This is a genomic window from uncultured Sulfitobacter sp. (assembly GCF_964021855.1).
Classification (GTDB): domain Bacteria; phylum Pseudomonadota; class Alphaproteobacteria; order Rhodobacterales; family Rhodobacteraceae; genus Sulfitobacter.
Genome location: NZ_CAXHZD010000011.1, coordinates 11,870 through 33,935, shown reverse-complemented (window position 1 = coordinate 33,935; position 22,066 = coordinate 11,870). Strand labels below are relative to the sequence as shown.

Annotated in this window: 25 protein-coding genes; 7 read left to right on the top strand and 18 right to left on the bottom strand. The window is 57.4% G+C overall.

Going from position 1 to position 22,066, the window contains the following annotated elements; all coding sequences use genetic code 11:
* Positions 1-81: 81 nt before the first annotated feature.
* Positions 82-1,833, top strand: a complete 1,752-nt coding sequence (locus AADJ11_RS19510) for an alpha-amylase family glycosyl hydrolase (RefSeq protein ID WP_341236081.1) — start codon at positions 82-84, stop codon at positions 1,831-1,833.
* Here AADJ11_RS19510 and AADJ11_RS19505 read toward each other — a convergent pair.
* From AADJ11_RS19505 to AADJ11_RS19490, 4 genes are all read right to left on the bottom strand, one after another.
* Positions 1,826-3,046, bottom strand: a complete 1,221-nt coding sequence (locus AADJ11_RS19505; RefSeq protein ID WP_341236080.1) for a glycosyl transferase — start codon at positions 3,044-3,046, stop codon at positions 1,826-1,828. The two genes, AADJ11_RS19510 and AADJ11_RS19505, sit on opposite strands and share 8 nt — an antisense overlap.
* 12 nt (positions 3,047-3,058) lie before the next feature.
* Positions 3,059-3,850 (bottom strand): HAD-IIB family hydrolase, encoded by a 792-nt coding sequence (locus AADJ11_RS19500; RefSeq protein ID WP_341236079.1) that lies wholly within the window; start codon positions 3,848-3,850, stop codon positions 3,059-3,061.
* Between the two features lie 278 nt (positions 3,851-4,128).
* The gene (locus AADJ11_RS19495; RefSeq protein WP_341236078.1) at positions 4,129-5,193 is read right to left on the bottom strand and encodes a ParB N-terminal domain-containing protein; all 1,065 of its coding nucleotides are present in this window, start codon (positions 5,191-5,193) and stop codon (positions 4,129-4,131) included.
* Positions 5,190-6,500, bottom strand: a complete 1,311-nt coding sequence (locus AADJ11_RS19490) for an AAA family ATPase (RefSeq protein WP_341236077.1) — start codon at positions 6,498-6,500, stop codon at positions 5,190-5,192. The genes AADJ11_RS19495 and AADJ11_RS19490 overlap by 4 nt, the downstream gene beginning before the upstream one ends.
* Before the next feature lie 546 nt (positions 6,501-7,046).
* Here AADJ11_RS19490 and AADJ11_RS19485 point away from each other — a divergent pair.
* Positions 7,047-7,589 carry a DnaA N-terminal domain-containing protein gene (locus AADJ11_RS19485; protein ID WP_341236076.1) on the top strand — a complete coding sequence of 181 codons (543 nt, stop codon included), beginning with the start codon at positions 7,047-7,049 and terminating at the stop codon, positions 7,587-7,589.
* 6 nt (positions 7,590-7,595) lie between these two features.
* Here AADJ11_RS19485 and AADJ11_RS19480 read toward each other — a convergent pair whose 3' ends face one another.
* Entirely contained in the window at positions 7,596-8,024 is a 429-nt protein-coding gene (locus tag AADJ11_RS19480; protein ID WP_341236075.1) for a BLUF domain-containing protein, read from the bottom strand.
* A 340-nt stretch (positions 8,025-8,364) separates the two neighbouring features.
* On the opposite strand from AADJ11_RS19480, the gene AADJ11_RS19475 reads away from it, so the two are divergent.
* Together AADJ11_RS19475 and AADJ11_RS19470 are read left to right on the top strand one after the other, a co-directional pair.
* The gene (locus tag AADJ11_RS19475) at positions 8,365-9,615 is read left to right on the top strand and encodes an ATP-binding protein (protein WP_341236074.1); all 1,251 of its coding nucleotides are present in this window, start codon (positions 8,365-8,367) and stop codon (positions 9,613-9,615) included.
* Positions 9,616-9,736: 121 nt separating this feature from the next.
* Positions 9,737-10,861, top strand: a complete 1,125-nt coding sequence (locus tag AADJ11_RS19470; protein WP_341236073.1) for a Hint domain-containing protein — start codon at positions 9,737-9,739, stop codon at positions 10,859-10,861.
* Positions 10,862-10,983: 122 nt separating this feature from the next.
* Here AADJ11_RS19470 and AADJ11_RS19465 read toward each other — a convergent pair whose 3' ends face one another.
* Positions 10,984-11,853: an MBL fold metallo-hydrolase gene (locus AADJ11_RS19465; protein WP_341236072.1), complete on the bottom strand. Its 870-nt coding sequence runs from the start codon at positions 11,851-11,853 to the stop codon at positions 10,984-10,986.
* Between the two features lie 332 nt (positions 11,854-12,185).
* On the opposite strand from AADJ11_RS19465, the gene AADJ11_RS19460 reads away from it, so the two are divergent.
* Together AADJ11_RS19460 and AADJ11_RS19455 are read left to right on the top strand one after the other, a co-directional pair.
* Positions 12,186-12,377: a hypothetical protein gene (locus AADJ11_RS19460; RefSeq protein ID WP_341236071.1), complete on the top strand. Its 192-nt coding sequence runs from the start codon at positions 12,186-12,188 to the stop codon at positions 12,375-12,377.
* A 152-nt stretch (positions 12,378-12,529) separates the two neighbouring features.
* Complete coding sequence (locus AADJ11_RS19455; protein ID WP_341236070.1) at positions 12,530-12,775, top strand: DUF1289 domain-containing protein; 246 nt, start codon at positions 12,530-12,532, stop codon at positions 12,773-12,775.
* A gap of 30 nt (positions 12,776-12,805) precedes the next feature.
* Here AADJ11_RS19455 and AADJ11_RS19450 read toward each other — a convergent pair whose 3' ends face one another.
* Positions 12,806-13,279, bottom strand: a complete 474-nt coding sequence (locus tag AADJ11_RS19450) for a DNA starvation/stationary phase protection protein (protein WP_093917422.1) — start codon at positions 13,277-13,279, stop codon at positions 12,806-12,808.
* A 112-nt stretch (positions 13,280-13,391) separates the two neighbouring features.
* Positions 13,392-13,832: a hypothetical protein gene (locus AADJ11_RS19445; RefSeq protein ID WP_341236069.1), complete on the bottom strand. Its 441-nt coding sequence runs from the start codon at positions 13,830-13,832 to the stop codon at positions 13,392-13,394.
* Positions 13,833-14,126: 294 nt separating this feature from the next.
* Between AADJ11_RS19445 and AADJ11_RS19440 the strand changes: the two genes are divergently transcribed.
* Positions 14,127-14,561, top strand: coding sequence for a hypothetical protein (locus tag AADJ11_RS19440; RefSeq protein WP_341236068.1), 435 nt, complete (start codon positions 14,127-14,129; stop codon positions 14,559-14,561).
* Positions 14,562-14,602: 41 nt separating this feature from the next.
* Here AADJ11_RS19440 and AADJ11_RS19435 read toward each other — a convergent pair whose 3' ends face one another.
* From AADJ11_RS19435 to AADJ11_RS19390, 10 genes are read right to left on the bottom strand one after another with little or no spacing between them, the layout of a single operon-like run.
* A complete protein-coding gene (locus AADJ11_RS19435) occupies positions 14,603-15,508 on the bottom strand; it encodes a FoF1 ATP synthase subunit gamma (RefSeq protein WP_341236067.1) in 906 nt (301 codons plus the stop codon).
* Complete coding sequence (locus AADJ11_RS19430; protein ID WP_341236066.1) at positions 15,492-17,030, bottom strand: F0F1 ATP synthase subunit alpha; 1,539 nt, start codon at positions 17,028-17,030, stop codon at positions 15,492-15,494. The genes AADJ11_RS19435 and AADJ11_RS19430 overlap by 17 nt, the downstream gene beginning before the upstream one ends.
* Positions 17,020-17,790 (bottom strand): F0F1 ATP synthase subunit B, encoded by a 771-nt coding sequence (locus AADJ11_RS19425; protein WP_341236065.1) that lies wholly within the window; start codon positions 17,788-17,790, stop codon positions 17,020-17,022. Before AADJ11_RS19425 ends, AADJ11_RS19430 begins: the two co-directional genes overlap by 11 nt.
* Positions 17,791-17,793: 3 nt before the next feature.
* Entirely contained in the window at positions 17,794-18,081 is a 288-nt protein-coding gene (locus AADJ11_RS19420) for a F0F1 ATP synthase subunit C (RefSeq protein WP_341236064.1), read from the bottom strand.
* Positions 18,078-18,767, bottom strand: a complete 690-nt coding sequence (locus AADJ11_RS19415) for a F0F1 ATP synthase subunit A (protein ID WP_341236063.1) — start codon at positions 18,765-18,767, stop codon at positions 18,078-18,080. The genes AADJ11_RS19420 and AADJ11_RS19415 overlap by 4 nt, the downstream gene beginning before the upstream one ends.
* Positions 18,764-19,063 (bottom strand): ATP synthase subunit AtpR, encoded by a 300-nt coding sequence (locus AADJ11_RS19410; protein ID WP_341236062.1) that lies wholly within the window; start codon positions 19,061-19,063, stop codon positions 18,764-18,766. The genes AADJ11_RS19415 and AADJ11_RS19410 overlap by 4 nt, the downstream gene beginning before the upstream one ends.
* Positions 19,060-19,347, bottom strand: a complete 288-nt coding sequence (locus tag AADJ11_RS19405; RefSeq protein WP_341236061.1) for an AtpZ/AtpI family protein — start codon at positions 19,345-19,347, stop codon at positions 19,060-19,062. Before AADJ11_RS19405 ends, AADJ11_RS19410 begins: the two co-directional genes overlap by 4 nt.
* The gene (locus AADJ11_RS19400; protein ID WP_341236060.1) at positions 19,344-19,754 is read right to left on the bottom strand and encodes an ATPase; all 411 of its coding nucleotides are present in this window, start codon (positions 19,752-19,754) and stop codon (positions 19,344-19,346) included. Before AADJ11_RS19400 ends, AADJ11_RS19405 begins: the two co-directional genes overlap by 4 nt.
* A complete protein-coding gene (atpD, locus tag AADJ11_RS19395; protein ID WP_341236059.1) occupies positions 19,751-21,145 on the bottom strand; it encodes a F0F1 ATP synthase subunit beta in 1,395 nt (464 codons plus the stop codon). The genes AADJ11_RS19400 and atpD overlap by 4 nt, the downstream gene beginning before the upstream one ends.
* Entirely contained in the window at positions 21,142-22,065 is a 924-nt protein-coding gene (locus AADJ11_RS19390) for a carbamate kinase (RefSeq protein ID WP_341236058.1), read from the bottom strand. The genes atpD and AADJ11_RS19390 overlap by 4 nt, the downstream gene beginning before the upstream one ends.
* Position 22,066 lies beyond the last annotated feature (1 nt).

The window sequence follows — 22,066 nt, the reverse complement described above, 5'->3', positions numbered from 1 at the left end:
GCGCGATCCCTTTGAAACCTTTTGCTTTTTGCACAGGCTGGTTAAAATCGCGGCACATTTCATTAATCAGGCAAACCCTTCATGGCAGACAAGACACCGCCCCTTAGCGTCAAAATCGCGCGGATCGTTCAGGATATCTATCCCGATCAAGACGCCAATGTTCTTGCCAGTCTGGTTGTTGACGCCTTTTGGCCGGCCCAAGCCCCGCGCCGCAAACGGGGCCGCGCCCCGGGCAACAATCTGTGGTCGGAAAAAGACGCGCTGATCATCACCTACGGTAATTCGATCATTGATGGCGCATACAAGCCATTGGATTTGTTGCATGATTTCTTACTCCGCTACCTTAAAGGCGCAGTAAACAGCGTTCATATCCTGCCGTTTTTCCCCTATACCTCTGACGATGGTTTTGCCGTGTCCGATTTCAGATCGGTGCACCCGCAACTGGGCGATTGGCCTGACATTAACCGTATCGCCAAAGATTTCTCGCTGATGTCGGATTTGGTGCTGAATCATGTCTCAAGCCAAAGCAACTGGTTCAACGCCTACCGTCAGGGTCAGCCCCCCTATGACCGGTTCTTTTTCGAGGCTGATCCAGCCGACGATCTCAGCATGGTGGTGCGCCCCCGCACGACCCCGCTGTTGCAAGAGATCGAGACCACCAACGGCCCGCGCCACGTCTGGTGTACCTTCAGCCATGATCAGGTCGATCTGGATTTCCGCAACCCCGAGGTATTGCTCGAATTTTTGCGGATCATCCGGCTGCACGTGGACAACGGCGTGCAGATCATCCGCCTTGATGCCGTCGCCTTTGTCTGGAAGGTCGTGGGCAGCCCGTCCGTGCACCTGCCCCAGACCCACGCCATCATCAAATTGATGCGCCTGCTGTGTGATTACACCCCCGAAAAGATCATTCTGCTGACCGAAACCAACGTCCCCAAGGGCGAAAACCTAAGCTATTTCGGCAATCGGGACGAAGCACATGCGATTTATAACTTCCCCCTGCCCCCGCTGATTTTGCACGCGATGATGTCCGGATCGGCCCAGTATCTGCGCAAATGGCAGCGCGCCATGCCCCCTGCCCCGCTGGGCTGTGCGTACCTTAACTTTACCGCCAGCCATGACGGCATCGGAATGCGCCCCGCCGAAGGGTTGCTGCCCGAGGACGAGAAAGAAAAGGTCATTGAAACCGTGCGCAACCTGGGCGGGCTGGTGTCCATGCGCGCGCTTCCGGATGGCGGGCAATCCCCCTACGAGCTGAACACCACCTTTTACGACGCGATGAGCCGCACCTTCAAAGGTACCGATGCCTATCATTTCGACCGGTTCATCTGTTCGCAAACCATCGTGATGTCCCTCGAAGGGATTCCGGCGTTTTACATCCATTCGCTGCTCGCCACGCCGAACGATCATGCGGGCGTAGAACATCGCGGCATGAACCGCGCCATCAACCGCCACCGCTGGGATTATCCCACGCTTCAGGGCTTGCTTGCCGATCCGACCAGCCCGCAAGCCGCCGTGATGGCCGCGCTGACCGACCGGCTAAAACTGCGCGCGCGGCAAACTGCCTTTCACCCCAATGCCACGCAATTCACCGTTAACCTTGAAGACGCCCGGATTTTTGCCCTTTGGCGGCAAAGTCTGGACCGGCGGCAATCTATCTTTGCCCTGCACAATGTCAGCGATGAAACCGTCACGATCCAAGGTGCGGCGCTGAACATGATCGAAGACGAAACATGGGTTGATCTGCTGTCAGGTGAAACCCTGCATCCCGAGATCGAGACCATATCGCTGGCCCCCTATCAGTGCCGCTGGATCACCAACCACCCTAGTTAAAGTCGGCCTCATCCGCCGCTGCGGCTGCGTGTAAATCGGCCAAAAACTCCGGATCGGCAGAATGCACCCGGTTCCAAGCAGGGATAAACGGCGTCTCGCTCAGGTTCTCCAGAAAATGGCTGCCCGCACGCATGATGTTTTCGGCAAAAAGCTCGATCGCTTGCTCTTCTTTGTGACGGTCAAGGTGCAGCCCGTTCATCACGGCGTCCGTGTGATAGGCCTCAAGCAGGTCCAGCGCGGTACGGTAATATGTGGCCTTTAGCGTGCGGAAGATATTGTTGGAAAACACGGTGCCATCCGCAGCCAGTTTGCGGAAAATCGCCTTGCAAATATCGGTCGACATGCGGCTTAGCCCGGCCGAGGCATCCTCGGCAGACAGGTCTTGGTGCTTGTGATCATAGTTATCGCAGATCTCGACCTGACAGACGGAATGCGGCGCCAGATTGCGCCATGCCTCGGATAGCACCCCGATCTCGAGCCCCCAGTCGGACGGGATGCGAAGATCGGGTAAAATGCCCGTGCGCATCGCAAATTCGCCCGACAGCGGATAGCGGAACGACCGCAGATAATCGATATAATCACGATCCCCGATCACCTTTTTCAGCGCAATCAACAGCGGGCTGACCAGCAATCGTGTCACGCGCCCGTTCATGCTGTTATTACCGACCCGCGCGTAAAACCCCTTAGCCACCTGATAGGGGAAATGCGGGTTTGCCACGGGGTAAATCAGCCGGGCCAACAGTTCGTTGGTATAGGTTACGATGTCACAATCATGCAGCGCCATCACGGAACTGTCCTGGCAAGACATCAGATAGCCCAAGGCGGTCCAGACGTTTTTACCCTTGCCCGGCTCAGAGGGTGCCAACCCCAAGGCATCAAGCCGCGCGCCCAATTCCAGCATCCGCGGGCTGTCGTTCCAGATCACGATATGGTTCTGGTTCAACCCTTCAAAGAATTTCTTGGCGTGGCGAAACTGCGCCTCGTCCGCGCGATCAAGGCCAATGATGATGCGGTGCAGATAGGTGACCTTGGAAAGCTCTGCCAGAATTTTGGGCATCGCATCGGTTTCAAGCTCGGAATACAGACAGGGCAAAATCAGCGTCATCTTGCGGCTCTGTGCGAAGGTCTCCAGCTCATGGGTCAGTTCCCGCAACGAACGGGTGCGCAGATTATGCAGCGTCGCGATATTACCGTTTTGATGAAAATCTGACATGCTTGGTCGCTCCTATCTAAGCTTCAACTCTAAGAGTAGTTCAAGGAGTGCAGCGTTCCACCCCTGCGGTCCGGGTAATGTTGTACGCATGATGCGGCTGGTTTCTTCGCCCGGCAAACGGGGCAGCGCGGCCCGGTGCGGGTTCGCGACGATCACGCCGGTATCTGCGGCTTGCAGCATCTCGACGTCGTTCGGTGCATCGCCCAAGGCGACCGTATGCACGGGGTTAAACTGGGCGATCAAATCCGCCATCCGGTCGGCCTTGGTTTGGCCGAAAGACAGGGTCAGGAATCTGCCGCCTTCGCGCGCCGTCACCCCCTGCCCCGCCAGATAGTCTAAAAACTGTTCAAGCTGCGGATCGTCACCGGTCCATAGCCCCGGCTCTGAAAACGCGCGCTGTTTTGCCAGGGCTGCGTCATCCTTTGCAAGTCCGGTAACGTCGGATACCTCGGCGACGCTCATATCGCCAAAACCGCGAAAGTTCTCCCGAAGGCTTTGCGGTGCCTTATACAACACGCCGCGCAGCGCTTCATACTGGGCCGCATCCCCCTGCCCCGCCTCGCCCGCAGGCAACAGGCCTGCGCCGTTTTCCACAATGGCCGGGAAATCGGCCCAACCAAGTGTGTCGCGGATTCGGGCAATTTCGGGGCCGGTTTTGCTGCTTGCCATGATCAACCCGCCGCCGCAGGCGCGCAAAGCATCCAGCGCTGGCCCCGCCGCCGAAGCGTCATAGCTGGCGTGATCAATCAACGTCCCGTCGAGATCGGAAAACACTAAGATCGGGATCGGGGGTGTTGCTACCATTAGTAATAGTTGCCGCGTAGACGCCGGCGGCACAACAGCCAAAGCAACAATTTCAGGCAAATGCACGGAAGCCGCTCAATATTTGAGCATTGATCCATATTATCGTTTATAATCAATATGTTGGAGCGATATGAAGGTTTTCCAGCCCATGCGCACACAGGACTGTATTCAGTCTCTAATCCGCAGGATAGAGCCTATATTACCAAGTTATTCGGGCACCCTACCCCGGTTACCCATGGGTAACCATCGGGGCGGGTTACCCATGGGTAACCGCTGGGTTACCGAATACGCGGACCACCCTTCAAGGCTTCCTCAAAGGCGCGCACCGCTTCTTCAAGCTGCTTCTTTGGCAAGGTTGCAAAGTCGACTTCGCTGACCAAACGCACTTCGCCATGGCGCGCAGTCACCTTTGTCTCCCCCACAAAGAACTCGAACTTTTGCTTTGGCTCCGAACGCGGTTGCGCCTTGCCGCCCGATTTTTGTGACCCGTCGATGAAATGCCGAAGCACATCGTTTTGCGCCTCGGCTGATGCACATCCCGCCAGACGTTCGCGCAGGCTTTCTGCTTGCTCAGGCGACTGCAAGGCACGCGCGGCATCCACGCCCAGATTGCGGGAAATCGCCTTGGGCCACTGCAAGCTATCGCCAAGCGCGCTGAGCAGGAACACAAAGCTTTTGATGTAGGACCGCTTGGTTTTATGCAGCGCGCTATAGAGATGACTGACCAGCTCCGCCGCGTCGACCTCGCTTACGCTTTCATCTTGCGCCGCGGTGATTGCGACCTGCGCCATCTCGGCAAAGGACAAATCTTCGCGCACAACGTTTTCTTCGACCATGTCGACATAGCGCGAAATGCGGTCTTCGTTTCCGGATTCAATCCGCGCGGTAATGGCGCTGAACTGCTCGTCCCGGGTTTCGGCAAAAAGCTGGGACAGTGCGGTGAAGCGGCGCCAGCCTTTTTTCAACTGGTAGCGCCCGTTCGGCCCGACATAAACCTCGACCGGCTCACGCTGGCCACGTTCGCGGATCGACGATTTCAGCTCTTCCATCTCATCGGATTGGGCAACTTCCTCAAGCGCAAGACGGTCGCGCGGCAGATCATCGGTAAAGATTTCGGCCAGCGGAATTTGGTACAGTACGCGGCCCTCTTCCTGCGCCTGACGGAATGTCTTGGCATCCTCCGCATTGCGGCGGCGTTGTTCAATCTTGGCTTCTGTCGCCTCTTGCAGATTTTCGGCCACGTCACGCACCGCAGCGCCCATGGGGCCAGGCTCGCGGGTCCGGCGCTTTACGGGCGCGGTTGGCTCAACAGGCGCAAATCCGAATTTGTTTTTACCACTCATTCCGCGGCCTCCTTACGTTTGCCGTTCGCTTTCCAAGCTTCAAGCACGGTGCCCAGAAACTCATCATAGGCGCGGTCAAAACTTTGCCGCGCGCGTTTCCACGTTTCGCGGGTCATCTGCCGATAGTCCTGTTCATAGACCGACATCTGGAACCGCCCCGATTGTTCGACCGCGCGGGTCATTTCAATCGGATGCGCGCAGACATCGGCACCAAAGACGTTTTTGAACGCGTCCATCATGGCGCTGTGCAACGGGTTGTTGGTTTCAAATCGGGTCATCAACAAACGGATGTCCGAGAACTGTTTAGGAAGTGTAATGCCAGCGTCCGCGGCAAGGGCGGAAAAGCCGTCAGAAATATCGGCCATCGCATCGCCGAGCTGACCCAGATAGCTGGTTGTGCTGTCATATTCCCAATAGCCGGGGCCGGAGGGGATATAGAGGATGTCCGCCGCGAACGCCGCATTCAGCGACTGGTATCCGATCGCGGGCGGGCAGTCGAAGATGATCATGTCATATTGGTCGTCGGGCAGTTCATCCAAGTAGCGCGCGACGCAGCCAAAAAAGCTCCACGCCTTGTGCAGCGACCGGTATTGCGCCGAGGCGAATTCGACAAAGGCAGCGTTGGAGCAAGAGGGGATAATGTCAATGGTCGGCCAGCAGGTTTTCTGGATGAAATCCTGAAACCGCTGCGCCCCGATGGATTGCACATCTTCGGGCAGCTCGTCCGCTGAAGGGTAGGGGCAATCGTCGGGGTCATCATAGCTTTCCATGATGCGGTTCGCCTCGCGACACAGATCGCGGCACATGATGCCCCAAACGGTGTTGCCTTCCTTGACCTCGGTCAGACCCATGGAGTGGGTCAGGGTCGCCTGCGGGTCGAAGTCGATGCACAAAACGCGGTAGCCATCCAGGGCGGCGGCATGGGCGAGATGCTGGGCGACGACGGTTTTGCCAACGCCGCCTTTGAAGTTTGACACGGCGACGCGCATCGCACGGCCACGGGGGCGATCTGGCAACAGCTTGCGGCCCCGGAATTTGGCACGGCGGCGCAGCTCGTTAATCTCTTCGAGACTGAACCAACGCTGGCGGCCGTCTTCTTCGGTCAGGCCTTGGGGCAGGGTAGGGTCCTCGGCCAGTTTCTTGCGCAGGGTGTCGGCGGGGACGTCGAACATGAACTGGCTGATTTCCCAGATCGAAAAGGGCCGCAATGTCTTGACCTCTCCGGGGGAGAAGGTCGCGCGACGCACAGCGGCCTGTTGTTCCAAGCTGCGCTCGTTCATGTTAAGAAGATCGTTGTGGTCTCTCATTTTTTCTACTCGCGTTTTTTAGCCTCACATTCGGGATAACGCGATTTTCGCAATTTGGCAAAAGCTAATTTAGGGAATTCCTGAATACCAAGCAGAGGCGCATTATCGCGAGGGCCTATATTACAAAGGCTTACCTGAATATGGTGACAGATACAGGCGGGCAGGGGGTGTTTTGGTGACAGGCGACAGCCAATAAGGTGACACTAAGCTGTCCCCCTTAACCTATTAACCTTAATCTATTTAGATTAATTGGTAAGAGAACAAGAAATCCTGTATTTTCCAGTGGGTTGACAGAAGACGGGATTTAGCGCTTTCTAAACACAGAAATGGAATCGCCCGGCAGAGGCGGACATTGAGGCAATTATAGGTTGGAAACGGGCGGGCAAAAGCGTGATAAACCCACAAAGGCTTACGGGCCCTGAAGCGAGTGTTATCAAATACGATCTGTTGACGGCGCTTAGCGTTGCCGGATTGAACGGGACACCGACCTTACAGATGTCATTGATGCGATTGATCGCTGCGGTCACGGCAAGATACAATTGGCGTATGGATGAACTGACCGTCGGCCAGCGGGATCTGGCGCGTATGTGGTCGGTCAATGAACGCACGGTCAAGCGCGAGATCAAGCGACTGACAGATACGGAGATTCTGATTTGTAAACGACGCGGCGTGCGGGGCAGGGTGGCTGCCTATCGGTTGAACTATGCCCAGATTGCGAAACTGTCCGAGCATTGCTGGCAGTTGGTTGGTCCAGATTTCGACGAACGCATGAAAGGCCGCTATCGTGAGGAAGCCCCCGTTAAAGTGGTGCAGCTGAGCGATTATTCGAAACCGGTCGGGGAGGAGATGCCTGATAGCAGCCCCGGCACCTGGCAACGTGCGATGACGCGGCTGGCGCAAGATAACGCCGATCAGTTCAAGGCGTGGTTTTCACAGCTGCAGTTTATTGGGTTTACGGGGGGCGTTTTGACCCTGCGCACCCCGAGCAAATTCGCACAGCGTTATATCGAGACGCATTTGACCCGGCCGCTGCTGAGGGCGGTCGAGGCAGAGTTGGGGCCGGTCACCCGGCTGGAGTTCGAGAGTTAGAGGGGATTAACGCAGCTCTCTGAAATCGGACAACACGTTTTGGATGGCGCAGGCGATATAGGGGTCGCCACCCATCATTTGGCCGGGGTCCTGTTTCAGCTTATGGATGCTTAGGCTGGATTTGCGCGTTTCTTCGCACATATCTTTGCTTTCATAGGCCATCTTCCAGTCATCAAAGGCGCGCTTTTCAGCGTCGCCTTCCCACATCAAGAAGAGTTTCCGGTGCCGTTGGTCCTTTTCAATGCGGTGATAGCATGCTTCGACCTTGTCGCGGCCGCCTTCCAGAATTTGGAAAAACATCTTGTCATAATAGACAAGAAGGCCGGTGATACCGTCGCGGGCATTGTTCGCTTTGGATTGTTTCAAAAGATCACTTATCTGCGCGGCATCCAGTTGGTTTGGTGTCGTGCTGAAATAGATCATTTGATAAACCACTGGGTGCGATATCCTTCTGGATGGGATGCTGATGTGCGAATGGGTTTTGATGAAATAAGAATTCAACAATCAACGCAGCAGGTTTCAATACGTTCCAAAAATATTTCCCATTGGGCGATTTATTTTTGGATCGCCGCGCAGTACGGGCATCGGCTGGTGCGATTTTCCGGCTAGTGGGCAAATATCGGACACCCTAATGAGCAAATGGTGATGCTTCTAATAGACAAATGGTGGGGGATTTAGTACACAAATGGTGGCAGCCTGACAGGCGCTGCTATCAAGAGCCATAGCGGAGGGCAGGGCGATAACACAGGCAGAGGCATATTTACCCCGGCACCTTGTGACCGAGCTGGAAGAGGCGGTGGCCTCGGCGCGGGTGGTGAACCTGATCGGGCCGCGGCAGGTGGGCAAGACGACCCTTGTCAGGGATCTGTTCGGGCATGGCCGTTTTATCACGCTGGACGATGCCGCGATCCTGTCCGCGATCGAGGCGGACCCGGAAGGGCAGCTTGCCAGCTTGATGCAGGATTTGGGGCAAGCCCCGCTGATTATTGATGAGGCGCAGCGGTCAAAGAAGCTGGCGTTGGCGATCAAGCGTGTTGTTGATGCGGACCGCCGCAAGGGGCAATTTGTTCTGACCGGATCGTCGAACGTGTTCACGACGACCGATGTGGCAGATTCGCTTGCAGGCAGAATGCGGACGCTCAAGCTTTGGCCCCTGTCCGTGGCCGAGATTAAAAGCGCGCCGGTCAGCCGTCTGGTGGATTGGGCGATGCAAAAGCAGCCGCAGCTTGGCCAGATATCCGAGCCTGAGCCCCTTGGGCGGGGCGATTATATCGACCTTATTCTAGCGGGCGGGTTTCCAGAAACCAGAACACTGCCCCTGCGGGCGCGGCAGCGCGGGTATCGCGACTATATCGACGCGGTGGTTGAACGGGATGTGGCCGACATCACGCCGGTGCGTAAACCGGATGCCTTGCGCATTCTTATTGATCAAATGGCGGCGCGATCTGCGCAAGAGATCAATACATCTGAGCTGGCCAAGCTGACCAAGTTGCAGCGGGTGACCGTTGATCAATATCTGGACGTTCTGATGCGCCTTTCGATGTTGACCAAGCTGGGGGCGTGGACGTCGGGCGAAGGCAAACGTGAGATTAAGCAGCCGAAATATCATTTTGTGGATTCCGGGGTCGCTTGTGCCTTGCGACGCTTTACCAACACGAGTTTTAACATTGATAATACGCCGCAGGCTTTGGGTGGTTTGCTGGAAAGCTTTGTCGTCGGAGAGTTACAGCGCGCCTTGCCCCTGCAGGACGCTGATTACCGGATGTACCATTGGCGCAGTGCTGACCAGCGCGAGATTGATATCCTGATCGACGGGGGCAATCATCTGGTTAATGTTGAGGTAAAATCCTCTGCCACCGTCAGCATGGATGATTTCAAGCATCTAAAGTGGTTTGCCAAAGACGGGCCAGGCAGGGCCAAAACCTGCACCGGGGTGGTGTTCTATTTGGGGCGCGAAAAGCTGTCCTTTGGCGACGGGAATTATGCCCTGCCAGTCAGCGCGCTGTGGAGCGAGATCGCGCTGTGACCGTTTAACGCGGGCCGGTTTTCACGCGTAGCCCTGCCGCTATTGTCGCCAATTTTACGTTTCACAGGTTGTTAGGGACCGGTGCCTATATCCTCGGGCCGACCGCCTGAAGGAACCTAGTATGCCGTTAACCTGGGACGCGCTTTACCTTGGCAAAACTGCCCTGGATATCGACGAAGTTGAAAACGATGGGGAACAAGCCGACAACGCGGCTGTGTTGGTCGGGACAACCTATGGTTCGACCGGTGACCCGCTTTGGGATCACGTTGTTACGGTCACTGCCATCGACAACAGCGGGCAGGCGAACATGCTCGATAGTGATAACAATTTTAACTATGACCAGCTGCGGTTTGATGCCGATGACGGGAATGGTTTGCAGACCAATATCTTTGACGCGGCATCGATCTATAATGCGACGCTGACCTATACCGACGGCACCACCGCAGGGATCACGGCGGTGATTATGCAGGACACGCAGGGGAATTTGTTTCTTGCGCCGGAATATCAGGCCGGACCCGATATCGCCGCGATGGAGGCTAAGGCGATCAAAAGTTTGTCGCTGGATTCGGTAAACTCACCAGTCGGTGAAGCGGTCATATCGCGCATTCAGACCGATTTTGTGTGCTTTGCCTCGGGCACCATGATTGCGACGCTTGAGGGGGAGCGCGCGGTCGAGGATTTGGAGCCCGGCGACATGATCATGACCCAGGACAACGGGCCGCAGCCGTTGATGTGGCGGGGCGCGCGCAGGCTGAGGTTTGCCGTCGGGGCGCATCATCCGCAGCAGCCGATTGAGTTCAAGCCCGACACGCTTGGCAGGGGTCGCCCCACACGCAGGTTGGTCGTGTCACCGCAGCACCGCATGTTGATGCACAGTGGCCGTGACGAGGTGTTGGCCCCCGCGCTTGGCTTCGTCGCAGCGGCAGGGGTGCGGAAAATGCGCGGGGCGCGGTCGGTCACCTATCATACATTGCTGCTGCCCAATCACGAGATCATCACGGCGAATGGGGCCTTGGTCGAAAGCTTTTATCCCGGTCGTATGGGGATGGAGGTGCTGACCACCATGCAAAAACTGATTGTGGGCGTGGTGCGACCCGCGGTCCTGACGGACCCTGATCGCGGATACGGCCCCTATGCGCGCAGCACCATCAGCCGCCGCGAGGCGGAAACGCTGCTGCGTGGCGCAGGACTCCGCAACATGTACAGGAGTGGCGGCGTGACGGGGCAACGGCCCCTTGTGCAATAAAGGCGCGAGGGCTGGGGCTGCGCATGTCGTGGAACTAGAATCCGCCCATCCTCCCAGATGGCGGGTCAGGCCCATTGCCCAATCGCATAACGCGTCAGGGCAATGGGCACGTGCCGCAAGATTTAGCGGCTTTCGAAGTAGTTGAGCGGCAGTTTCAAATAGGACCGCCCGTTGTCCTCTGTCGGGGGAAGACGCCCACCGCGAATGTTGATCTGAAGCGCGGCCAACATCAGTTTCGGCAAAGCCAATGTTGCATCGCGGGCGTCCCGCACGGCGCGGTATTCAGCTTTGGTCGGGTTGTCCTTCCAGTGGATATTTTTGGCACGATGCTCTGCCACGGTTGCTTCGCAGGCGGCGGGGCGATCAGGTGCATAGTCGTGGCCGACAAAGATGCGCGTGTCTTGGGGCAGGGCCAGAATGGCAGAGATACTGTTGTACAGCTGCCCTGAATCGCCGCCCGGAAAATCAGCGCGCGAACTGCCGCTGTCCGGCATCATGAGCGTGTCGTGAACAAAGGCCGCATCGCCCGCGACATAGGTGATCGACGCCATCGTATGACCGGGCGAAAACATCACCGTCACAGGCACGTTGCCGACCATGAATGTATCGCCATCCGCGAACAGATGATCCCATTGGCTGCCATCTGTGGGGAAATCATCGGGCAGGTTATAGATGCCCTGCCACAGGTTCTGCACGCCGGTTACCTTTTCGCCGATTGCCGTTTTGGCACCTGTTTCAGCTTTCAACCATGGCCCGGCAGAGAAATGATCGGCATGGGGATGCGTGTCGAGAATCCATTCCAGATCAATCCCGGTTTCACGCACATAGCGTAAAATCTGTTCGGCGTTTTTGGTAAACGTGGCACCGGCCAGTGGATCGAAATCAAGTACAGGATCGACGACCGCCCCCTTCATGGTGTCGGGGTCGTGAAAGACATATTGCCAACTTCCGGTTGGTTCGTCCCAGAAACTTTTTACGACTGGATTGGTCATATTTACCGTCCTTATGCTCGGCTTGTGTGGCCTATAAATACTGTCTAAAAACATATATAATATATTGAATATATATTTCCAGTGATAACAGAATTTAACCGTAGCCCCTGCGGCAGCGTGGTCATCTGACCTAAGTCAATTTCCGCCGAAACCCGCAAGACGTCTTGACCCATCGCGCCAGATAGTATCTGAGTGTTTAAGTAAGAATAGCGCGAGGCTGTGAGTTCTCGTATGGTAATGATGGGTGCTGTCCCGAAATGGGCCACACTCATTTACCCCGCCTGCTATGCCCTGAACGGGCTCGCCCGGCATTCAGTAACCCGGAGGCACATATGGCAGAGATCGCCCAAACCCAGACGCCCCGCACCCGTTCCGAGGGTGAGCGGATGTTTAATCCGGCGGATCTGGAGACCAGACCAACATGTTGCAGGCGCGAAGTGATGTATGACGCGCTGTGCGAAGGCGTGTGTGATACGGCCTGTTTAGAAGCGCTGTTTGACTGGCTGGATGAGCGCAAACAATGATGCAAACATGTGGTCGAGGTAAAGTGACGCGGGGCAGGGGTCAATTTACCCTCTCGTGCCTTGGCAAGCGGTGCCTGTCCGCCTAGAACTCCGCAGAATCTTCCGCTTGTACCTTTTCCCCCCAGCTTGATTACGGATCAGCAAGGTGTCTCATGGCTAAAACCCCAAGTCCCTGCATTGACGTTTGCAAATTCAAACGCGAAGGGCATTGCATCGGCTGTTCGATGACAAAGGCGCAAAAATCGCTGTTCAAGTCGCTGAAAAAAGACGGGCACCGCACGGGTTTCATCCAGATGTTAACAGCGCAGCAAGAGCGGTTGGGCAAGTATACGCATTGGGATGCGGCGTATCGCAAGAAGCTGGCGAAACGCAAAATCGCGGCCGAGAAGGTTCTCTAGCCGCGATTTGGTCTTGTAACGTGGTCTCTATCAGCCCGCGAGATGCGCGCGCAGGAACCAAGCGAATTTTTCATGTGTCGTACCGCGCGAGATACACAGATCTTCGGTCAGTGTGTCGCCATGTTCAGCGGCCAATTCGCCGGCACCCGCAAGTGTAGAGGCCAGCGTTTGCTGCGCTTCCATCATGATGCGGATCATCTCTTTGTCTGTTGCGTGGCCGTCATGTTCGCTGACTTTGGAACGTTTCAGCATACCGGCAAGCGTGCCTTCTGCATGTACGTCCAACGCGCGGACACGTTCGGCCAGATCGTCCTGACCGATAAAGTGGTCTTCGTAAATCTTCTGGAAAAGATCATGCAGCGGGCCGAAACCCATGCCTTTTACATTCCAGTGGAAATTTTGCGCAAGCATCGTGGTCACGGCAGTTTCTGCAACGGACTGGTTCAATGCGTCGGCGATTGCTGTCTTGGCGTCGGTGGTCAACGCGGCTGCGGTCTGAGTCATCTGCTCACCCCAATTTTGGTGTTAAAATATGTGGCTGGCTGGCGGGCAGCTTGCTTGCCTGACCATTAACATAGACGCCAAAATCGGTTTGCCAAGTCTTTTTAGAATTATTCTAAATCTGAGAGAATTGATCGGAAATGCGGCCCAGCAAAAAACCTATATATCTACGGTCTGCGGGGGTGATCCGCGACTTTAACAAAAAGCTGAGGTTGCTGGTTTCGTCGTCCCAAATGCAGAACAAGCAGCGCATTACCCATGATTCGTCGAACGACAGCTCTGCCGCGCCGGGGGCAAACCAGGTGATTGGTTTCCGGGTGGCACCGGGCAGGCATTTGATAAACGTTTCGACAAAGGTCCGTTTTGCGTCTTCGCCATCAAGGGTCAAAAGCGCGCATGCCTCGTAAAGGTCAGTGCGCGCGGCGGCCCGGCAGGCCATTGCAGCCAAACGCAAATGATTAAGAACGGCCCGTTGCGCCAGTGTCATCTGGAATGTGGGGGCAGGGCGTTCAAACGCGCCGTGTTCCATCATCGGCAGAGTAGAAAGTTGCGCCATAGATAGGGGTATCCGTTGGTTCAAAGCTGCGGGATGAATCGCCCGCTCTTATTCCCGACTATACTTATAAGGTATTAGTATAATTTCAAGCGGGGAAATTTTTCTGAGCGGTTTTTGCCGATGGGTGTTCTGTAAATGACGGGGCAGGAAACCGTTTCATTGCCGATATTCGCCAAGACGCTTGAAACCGCTCGGTAAAATGGGCAGAAACTTGGCAAACGGCCCCCAGCCAGATGTCGACCGAGGACAGGACACAGCCAGGCCGCCTTCATATTTTACAAGATGGATGCGTGCATGAAACGGCTTGGCTTAAGATACCTGTTCCCGCTGGCGATGACGGTTTTTGCAGTGCCTGTAACGGCGCAGGAAGCAGACGTAGCGGGGAAAATTTCGGTCGAGCTGAATGCCGTTCAAACCGCCAATGCATCCTGCACGCTGACCTTTGTCATTACCAATGATCTGGGTGCCGATCTGGACAAGGTCGTTTATGAAACAGTGCTGTTCGATACCTCGGGTCAGGTTAACCGTCTGACACTGTTCGATTTTGGCGCACTACCTTCCGGACGCCCACGCGTGCGCCAGTTCGCCGTGCCTCAGGTCACCTGCGATCAACTGGGCCGCGTTTTGTTCAACGGTGCGAATACCTGCGAAGGGGACGGGCTGGCCGAACAAAGCTGCACAACAGGGTTCAGCCCATCAAGCCGGACTGAGATTGAAGTGTTGGGGTAAGGGGCTCGAACCCCCTAAATATTACATAACACTCATTATGGTCATTTGGTGTCCCGCCCAGATCGCCTGTCGTTCTTTAGCGCTTCAAAGCCGATGATTACGTCCAAAAGCTCGGTCGTAATCTCGCTTTGGCGCAGGGCGCGTGTGTCGGACTTTAGCGCATCCAGTTTATCATCAACCGATTGTTCGGCTTGTTGCATCAGCGCAAGGCGCGCGGCGTTTTCGGTGACCAGTGCTTCGGCGGCCGCCCGGAAAAGCGATGCGAACAGATGACCGCGGATCAGTGATAGGAACAGATCCCCCGGCTGCATCGAAAACCGGGGCAAGCTGCGCGAGACCCAAGGTTTAGATTGCAAATCACGCACGAGATCGGGGTTTAGCGGCAACAGCGCGTCAATCTTGGGGGTCTGTCCGCCTTGTTCAGAGCGCGCGAAATAGGCAAGGGTGACAGATATATCGTGGGGGCGACGGGCGCGGCGCAGATCATCCAGTTTCTGCGTCAGCAGATTGGCAAGCCGTCCGATGCCGTCAACAGACGCGGGCGGGAAAAACGTTTCCTCCACCGCAAGACCAAGGTCAGACAGCGCGCTTTCCATCTGCGCGCCGATGCACAGAACCGTGTTTTCCGCATCGGTATCCGCATTAATATGAGCGCCGACATGTTCGGCCAACGCCTCGTTATAATTGCCGCACAGCCCGTGATCGGACCCGAATACCACGACAATACGCGTGGCGTTGCCCGGCCCCTCCTCCGTGACCGGTCCGGACTGGGAAAGAAAGGCATGCAGCCCCGTCAGAACCGTTTCATGATAAGCCTCGATCGCGCGGGCGGCTTGTTCATAGGGGGCCGCGTTGATCACCGACAGGGATTTCATCGTGTGCACGACGCCGCGAATGCCCTGCATGCTGGTGATACGGCGGGATAGGGTCTCAAGCGATTGGGCCATCGGGGCTTTCCAATGTAGCGCGCGCCTGTTTTCCAAGGGCGATCATGCGGGTGCGCGCGGCGTCTTCGAACGGCTCGTTCTGGGCAATCTGTTTGGCAATATCGCCCAAGTCACGTGCGGCGGCGGTTCTGATCGCCCCCATCACGGCAAAGATGTCAGCCTCGTTCAGACCATCAAACTGCCCCTCCATCGCGGCGACCAAAACGGCCAGTTGTTCGACGGCGGGTATCGGGTCGCCTTCGGCCTGGCGCAGCGATGCGCGCACTGCCGCCCCTCGGGCCAGCCGGGCACGGGTGGCGTCATCCAGCCGTGTGCCAAAGCGGGCGAAATCCTCCAGCTCCTCGAACTGGGACAGGGTGACGCGCAGGTTGCCCGCAACGGAACGGAAGGCGCGGCTTTGTGCTTTGCCCCCCACCCGGCTGACCGATACCCCAAGGTCTACGGCGGGGAACTGGTTCTTGCGCACAAGGCGCGGCGACAAGTAAATCTGCCCGTCAGTGATCGAGATGAGGTTGGTCGGGATATAGGCCGACAGGTTTTCGGCCTGCGTCTCAACCACGGGCAGCACTGTGATGGACCCGCCGCCAATGGTGTCGGCGAACTGCCCTGCGCGTTCCAGCAAGCGGGCGTGGATATAAAAGATATCGCCGGGAAAGGCCTCGCGGCCCGGGGGGCGGCGCAGCAACAGCGATAATTCCCGATAGGACCGCGCATGGTGGGTTAGGTCGTCCAGAACCACGAGCACATCACGGCCCTGCGCCGCAAAAAATTCGGCCATCGTCATTGCGGCATAGGGCGCGATATAGGCCAAGCCGGCGGCGTCGGCATCGCCTGCGGCTAAGACAATCGTGCGGTCCAGCATGCCACCTTCGGTGATGGCCCCTATTACCTTGGCCACCGCATCGCCGCGCTGACCAACCGCGCAATAGATGCAGATCACATCGGTGTTTTTTTGGTTCAGGATCGCATCAACGGCCAATGAGGTTTTGCCGGTCTGCCGGTCCCCGATAACCAATTGACGTTGGCCAAGTCCGATGGGCACCGCAGCATCGACCACCTTGATCCCTGTTGCCAGCGGACGTGTGATCGCCTTGCGGCTCAGGATTTCGGGGGCTTCAGCTTCGACCGGTTTGGTGGTTTCGGTATTGATCGGCCCCTTTGCATCAGCTGGGTTTCCAAGCGCATCAACCGCCCGGCCCAACAAGGCGCGACCCACTTTCGTACTGACCACGGTATGCGTTCGGAATACATTCTGCCCCACGCCGATATCTTCCGAGGGGCCCAGCAGCACGACCCCCAGCCGTCCGGGTTCAAGATCCAACACGATGCCCTGCACGCCGTTCTCAAACCGTAATAATTCGTCGGACAAGGCCCGCTCTAACCCCGTAACAATCGCGATGCCGTCGGTGATTTCGGCCACTTGCCCGATTTCGCTTAGGCGGGGCCGGGGTGCGGGGCATTCCAGCAGGGACTGTACCAGCGCGTCGGGGTTTGTATCGATCTTATGGGCGTCAAAGCGCATTGGCAGCCACCTTTGGCCCGGCGGTCGTGTTCAGGCGGTCTTCGATCAGGGTTTCAAGCCCCTCGATGTAGGAATCGAGCGTCCAATCGACCTGCGCGCCGCCCAGACGAAGCACGAGACCCGGCGCTTGGGCGACGTCGGTTTTGAAGGTAACATTGGCCGTGGGGAACAGCGTCAATATCTCGGCTTTCAGGCTGTCCTGAACGGTCGTTGGCAACGCATTATGGCTTACGATTGTAGCGGCGGTTGCGTCACCAGTGGCCTTTTTCAAATCATCGGCCATCGGTTTAAGCTGCTGAACAAGATGACGCGCCATGCGTTCCTCAAGCGTTTCGTCTGACAGATCAGTCAACGCCTTGCGCGTCAGAGACAACAGCGTTTCCGCCCCCACACGGTGCAGATGCGCGGTAAATTTCTGGGCCTCTTCGCCAAGATGCGCCTGCCAACTCTCGCGTTCGCTTTGCATCTGCTGCGCGGCTTCGGCCAGCAGCGCGTCGCGTTGGTCTTCTGCGGATTTGCGGATCGTTTCGGATATCTCGGCTTGCGAGATGTTCAAGGCGCGCAGTTTCTCGTGATAGTCGGCTTCGACTGCTGCGGCCTTTTCCTTGGCCTCGACCGCGTCGTTCATTCTGTTGGAAATCTCGGCCTCGCGGGCGTCGATGCCGTCTAGAATGGGACGGTATAAAAACCGTTTTAAGAGCCAGACGAGCACCAGAAAATTGGCGATCTGGGCCAAGACAGTGATCCAATCAATGGACATGCCTTACCCCCCTGTGGCTTGCGCGGCGGCCAGTGCGGCAATCCAAAACGGGTTCGCAAAAAGCAAAATCATCGCGACGACAAAGCAATAGATCGCGGTGGATTCGATCATCGCGAGGCTAACAAACAGCGTGCGTGAAATGGTCGGTGCGGCATCGGGCTGCTGTGCAATCGCACTAAGCGCAGTCGACGCTGCACGGCCTTCGCCCAAGGCGGGGCCAATTGCCCCGAATGCAACGGTTAGCCCTGCGGTAAAAATCGAAATGGCGGCGATAATGGCAAGTTCGGTCATGGGGTATCCTTTTGAGGCTTGGGGGAGGGTGCGGTGGCGCTGGAGATGTAGACGGTTGCCAAAATCGCAAAGATATAGGCCTGGATCATGCCGGTCAGCAGACCCAGAACATCCATCACCACGGGAAAGAAAAACGGCGCGACCGACAGCAGGATCGCCGCGATCACCGCACCGCTCATGATGTTACCGTACAGACGGATGGCCAGCGATATGCCGCGCGAAAATTCCGAGATGATATTGAAGGGCAGCATGATGAACGATGGCTGCAGATAGGTTTTGAGGTATCCGCCAATGCCGCGACTGGTGATGCCAAAAAGCGGCACCGCAATCAGGACCGATATGGCCAGCCCGGTGGTCGTAGAAAGCGACGACGTCGGCGGTTCAAACCCGGGAATAACGAGCAAGAGGTTCGACATCGCGACAAACAAGAACAGCGTGCCGGCATAATAAAGCAGATAGCGAGAGGAGCCGCGCGCGACTTCGTTGATCTGGCTTTGGATGCCTTGCACGATCACCTCGAGCGTGGTGCGCCAGCGGTTTGGCGGCACGTCGGGGCGCAGGTTACGCGTGATCAGCATCGACACGACGGTCAGCAATGCCATCACGATCCACGTGTAAAAAATCGTCGCGTTGATCGGCAGGCCCCAGACCTCGAACATGATGGTTTGATCGGGGGACAGGTTCATGATGTGCCTCGTGCGGGCAGACCAATACGGGCAAAGGTCGTGGCAACGAGGCGCGTTACAAGAAACGCAACGGCATAGCCAAGTGCGGCCCATGGCCCGACCTGCCCCAACACCAGCCAGCCAACCCCAAGCAAGGCCGCGACCCTGATCACGCCGCTGAGTGCGAGCACCACAACTGGGTTTTCACGGCGTAGTGCTTGCCGCATCCCGAAAGCCAATCCGGCAAAGAAAAACGTACTCATGGCCAGCCCGATGGCCGCCCCCATCAGCACCGCGTTCCAATCGATAGCAGTCATTTGTCATCCCTTTCTTTGTTGATCCAAGAAGCAGCAATGATTGCGCCGATCACCACGCCGCCCAAAATCAACGCCAGCGTCCACGAAAACCCTTGCGGCGCGACGCGGTCCAGCCAGAGACCCAGAAACGCGCCCCCAACGGTCGGCACGACAATGGACCATCCGATCATGCCAAAGGTGCCGATGCCGCGCAGCGGGCTGGGGCCGGGATTGTCGCGGTGCGACTTCATCCGCTTGGCCTGACGTATAATGTCGCCGCTGGATTTATCTGGCTTTGGCGTCATAGCTGCGGCCTTTGCAGTTCGGCAAATCTGCGCACCATATCTGCCTCAAGCCGTGACAATGCTGCCCGCGCTTGGCGCTCGTCCTCGTCCATCTGGATAAAGCTCGTCTCGACCGTGCTTTGCAAGCTGCTCAGATCGTCACCATGCACGCCGCGCAGGGCGCAGACGGTGATTTTGTGGCCCTTTTTGACCAGCAATCCCTCATCCAGGCCAAAGATTTCTTCGGACCCGTCGGCAAGGCGCAAAGTCATGACCGATGGCACAATCGCCGTGACAAAATCCATGTGGTTCGGCAAAATTCCGAACGACCCGTTCGGGGCAGTCCCTGTCAGTTGAACCGCCTGCCCTTCGAACAATGTGCTGGTTGGCAAGCGCAGTGTCACGGTCATGTCGGAGGCGATGCTCATGATGCGGCCCCCAGATCATCCAGCCCGCCGATCATGTAATAGGCGCTTTCCGGAAATTCGAACTCGGTTTGGCTTAGGATCGTTTCGCAGCCCGTCAGGGTGTCTTCGATAGGGACAAGCTTGCCCTCGACCCCGCTAAACGATCCTGTCGTGAAAAACGGCTGCGTCAGGAAACGTTCCAACCGGCGGGCGCGGCCCACGGTGGCGCGGTCGGCCGATGAAAGCTCCTCAAGCCCGAGCATCGCGATAATGTCGCGCAGTTCCTCGTATTCAGCGAGGGTCCGGCGCACCTCGCGCGCGATGTCATAGTGGCGTTGCCCGACGACAGAGGGCGTCAACATCACCGAAGCCGAGGCCAAAGGGTCAACTGCCGGATAAAGCCCCTCGCTTGCCCGTTTCCGCGACAGAACAACCGAGGCGGATAGATGCGAGAAGATATGCGCGGCGGCGGGGTCGGTGAAATCGTCGGCTGGCACATAAACCGCTTGAATGGATGTGATCGCACCGCGCTTGGTTGAGGTGATCCGTTCCTCAAGCCCGGCCAGTTCTGTGGCCAATGTCGGCTGATACCCCACGCGCGACGGCATCCGCCCCAGCAGGCCCGACACTTCTGATCCTGCTTGGACAAAGCGAAAGATATTGTCGATCAGGAGCAACACGTCTTGGCCTTTGTCGTCGCGGAAATACTCGGCCATCGTCAGAGCAGAGTGACCCACCAGAAAGCGCACACCGGGTGCCTCGTTCATCTGGCCAAACAGCATCACGGTTTTATCGCGCACGCCCGCTTCGCCCATCTCGCGGTACAGTTCCTCTGCCTCGCGCGACCGCTCGCCAATACCGCAGAACAGGCTGACGCCTTTGTGGTGCTGCAAGGTGTTGTTGATCAGCTCGGTAATCAGCACGGTTTTGCCGACACCCGCGCCGCCGAACAGGCCGGTCTTGCCGCCCCGTTCAATGGGTGAGAGCAGATCAATGGCCTTGATCCCGGTTTCCAGAATTTTTGATTGGGGTGCCCGATCGCTGAGCAATGGTGGCGGCTGATGAATGGAGCGATGCTCCGTCGCGACGGGGGCGGGACGCCCGTCAATCGGTGCGCCGAACACATCCAGCATGCGCCCCAAAACGGCATCGCCGACCGGCACTTTGATCGGGCCGCCTGTGGCCGTGACTGTCATACCAAGGCCCAGCCCGCGCACAGGGGCCATCGCCATGGCGCGCACTTTGCCATGGCCAATCAGGCCCGCGACTTCCAATGCAATATCGCCTGCATAGAGCAGATCGTGGATGCGCGGCACTGCCCCGTCAAAGACCACATCAACAACGCCGCCCCGAATGGCGACGATGCGGCCGTCCGTTGTCGTGGCAACCTCAATAGCGGTATTGGTGGTCATCGTTTTGCCCCCGCGGGTTGGGTCACAAGCGTGCCAGAGGTGCGGTTCAGGATCGACAATGCATCGGCCAGACGCCCGATACCCGCGATCCCGCCCCGATCGGCAAAACCGCAAGCGGCGTCCAATTTCGGCCCCATCGACCCTTTGGGCATATCAAGTGCGCGGCCTTGATCCGGGGTCAAAGACCCGATGCGGGTGGCGGCGTCAGTGCCGAAACCGTGGTAAACCGCATCAACATCGGTCAGCAGCAGCAATGCATCGGCACCAATATCCCCGGCCAAAAGCGCGCTGGCCGCGTCTTTGTCTATCACCGCCTCAACGCCGATCAGGCTGTCATCGGGGCGTCGCAAAACAGGGATGCCGCCCCCGCCTGCGCAAATCACGATCACCCCTTGATCCAACAGCAACCGCACCACGCGCAGATCGGGGATTTCGATGGGCTTGGGCGACGGTACGACGCGGCGCCAATATTCACCGTCTTGCGCAATGGTCCAGCCCGCGACTTTTGCACGTGCTTCGGCCTCTTGCTTGGAATACGTCGGGCCCACAAATTTGGTTGGCGTGTGAAACGCAGGGTCGGTGCCATCGACAATCACTTGGGTCAGCAGGGTCGCCACAGCGTGATCATGGCCAAGGGCATTTTCCAGCTCTTGTTCGATCAGATATCCGATCATGCCCTCGGTTTCGGCGCCCAAAACATCCAGCGGATAGGCTTCGTCGGGTTTATACGCGGACGCTTGCAGGGCCAGCAGACCGACTTGCGGCCCGTTCCCATGGGTCACAATCAGCTGGTGGCCGGCGCGCACAATCTCAGCCAATGCCTTGGCTGCGACGACAACATTGGCGCGCTGTGCTGCGGCGGTTAAGGGTTGTCCCCGTTGCAAAAGGGCATTGCCCCCGATGGCTGCGACAACCAGCATT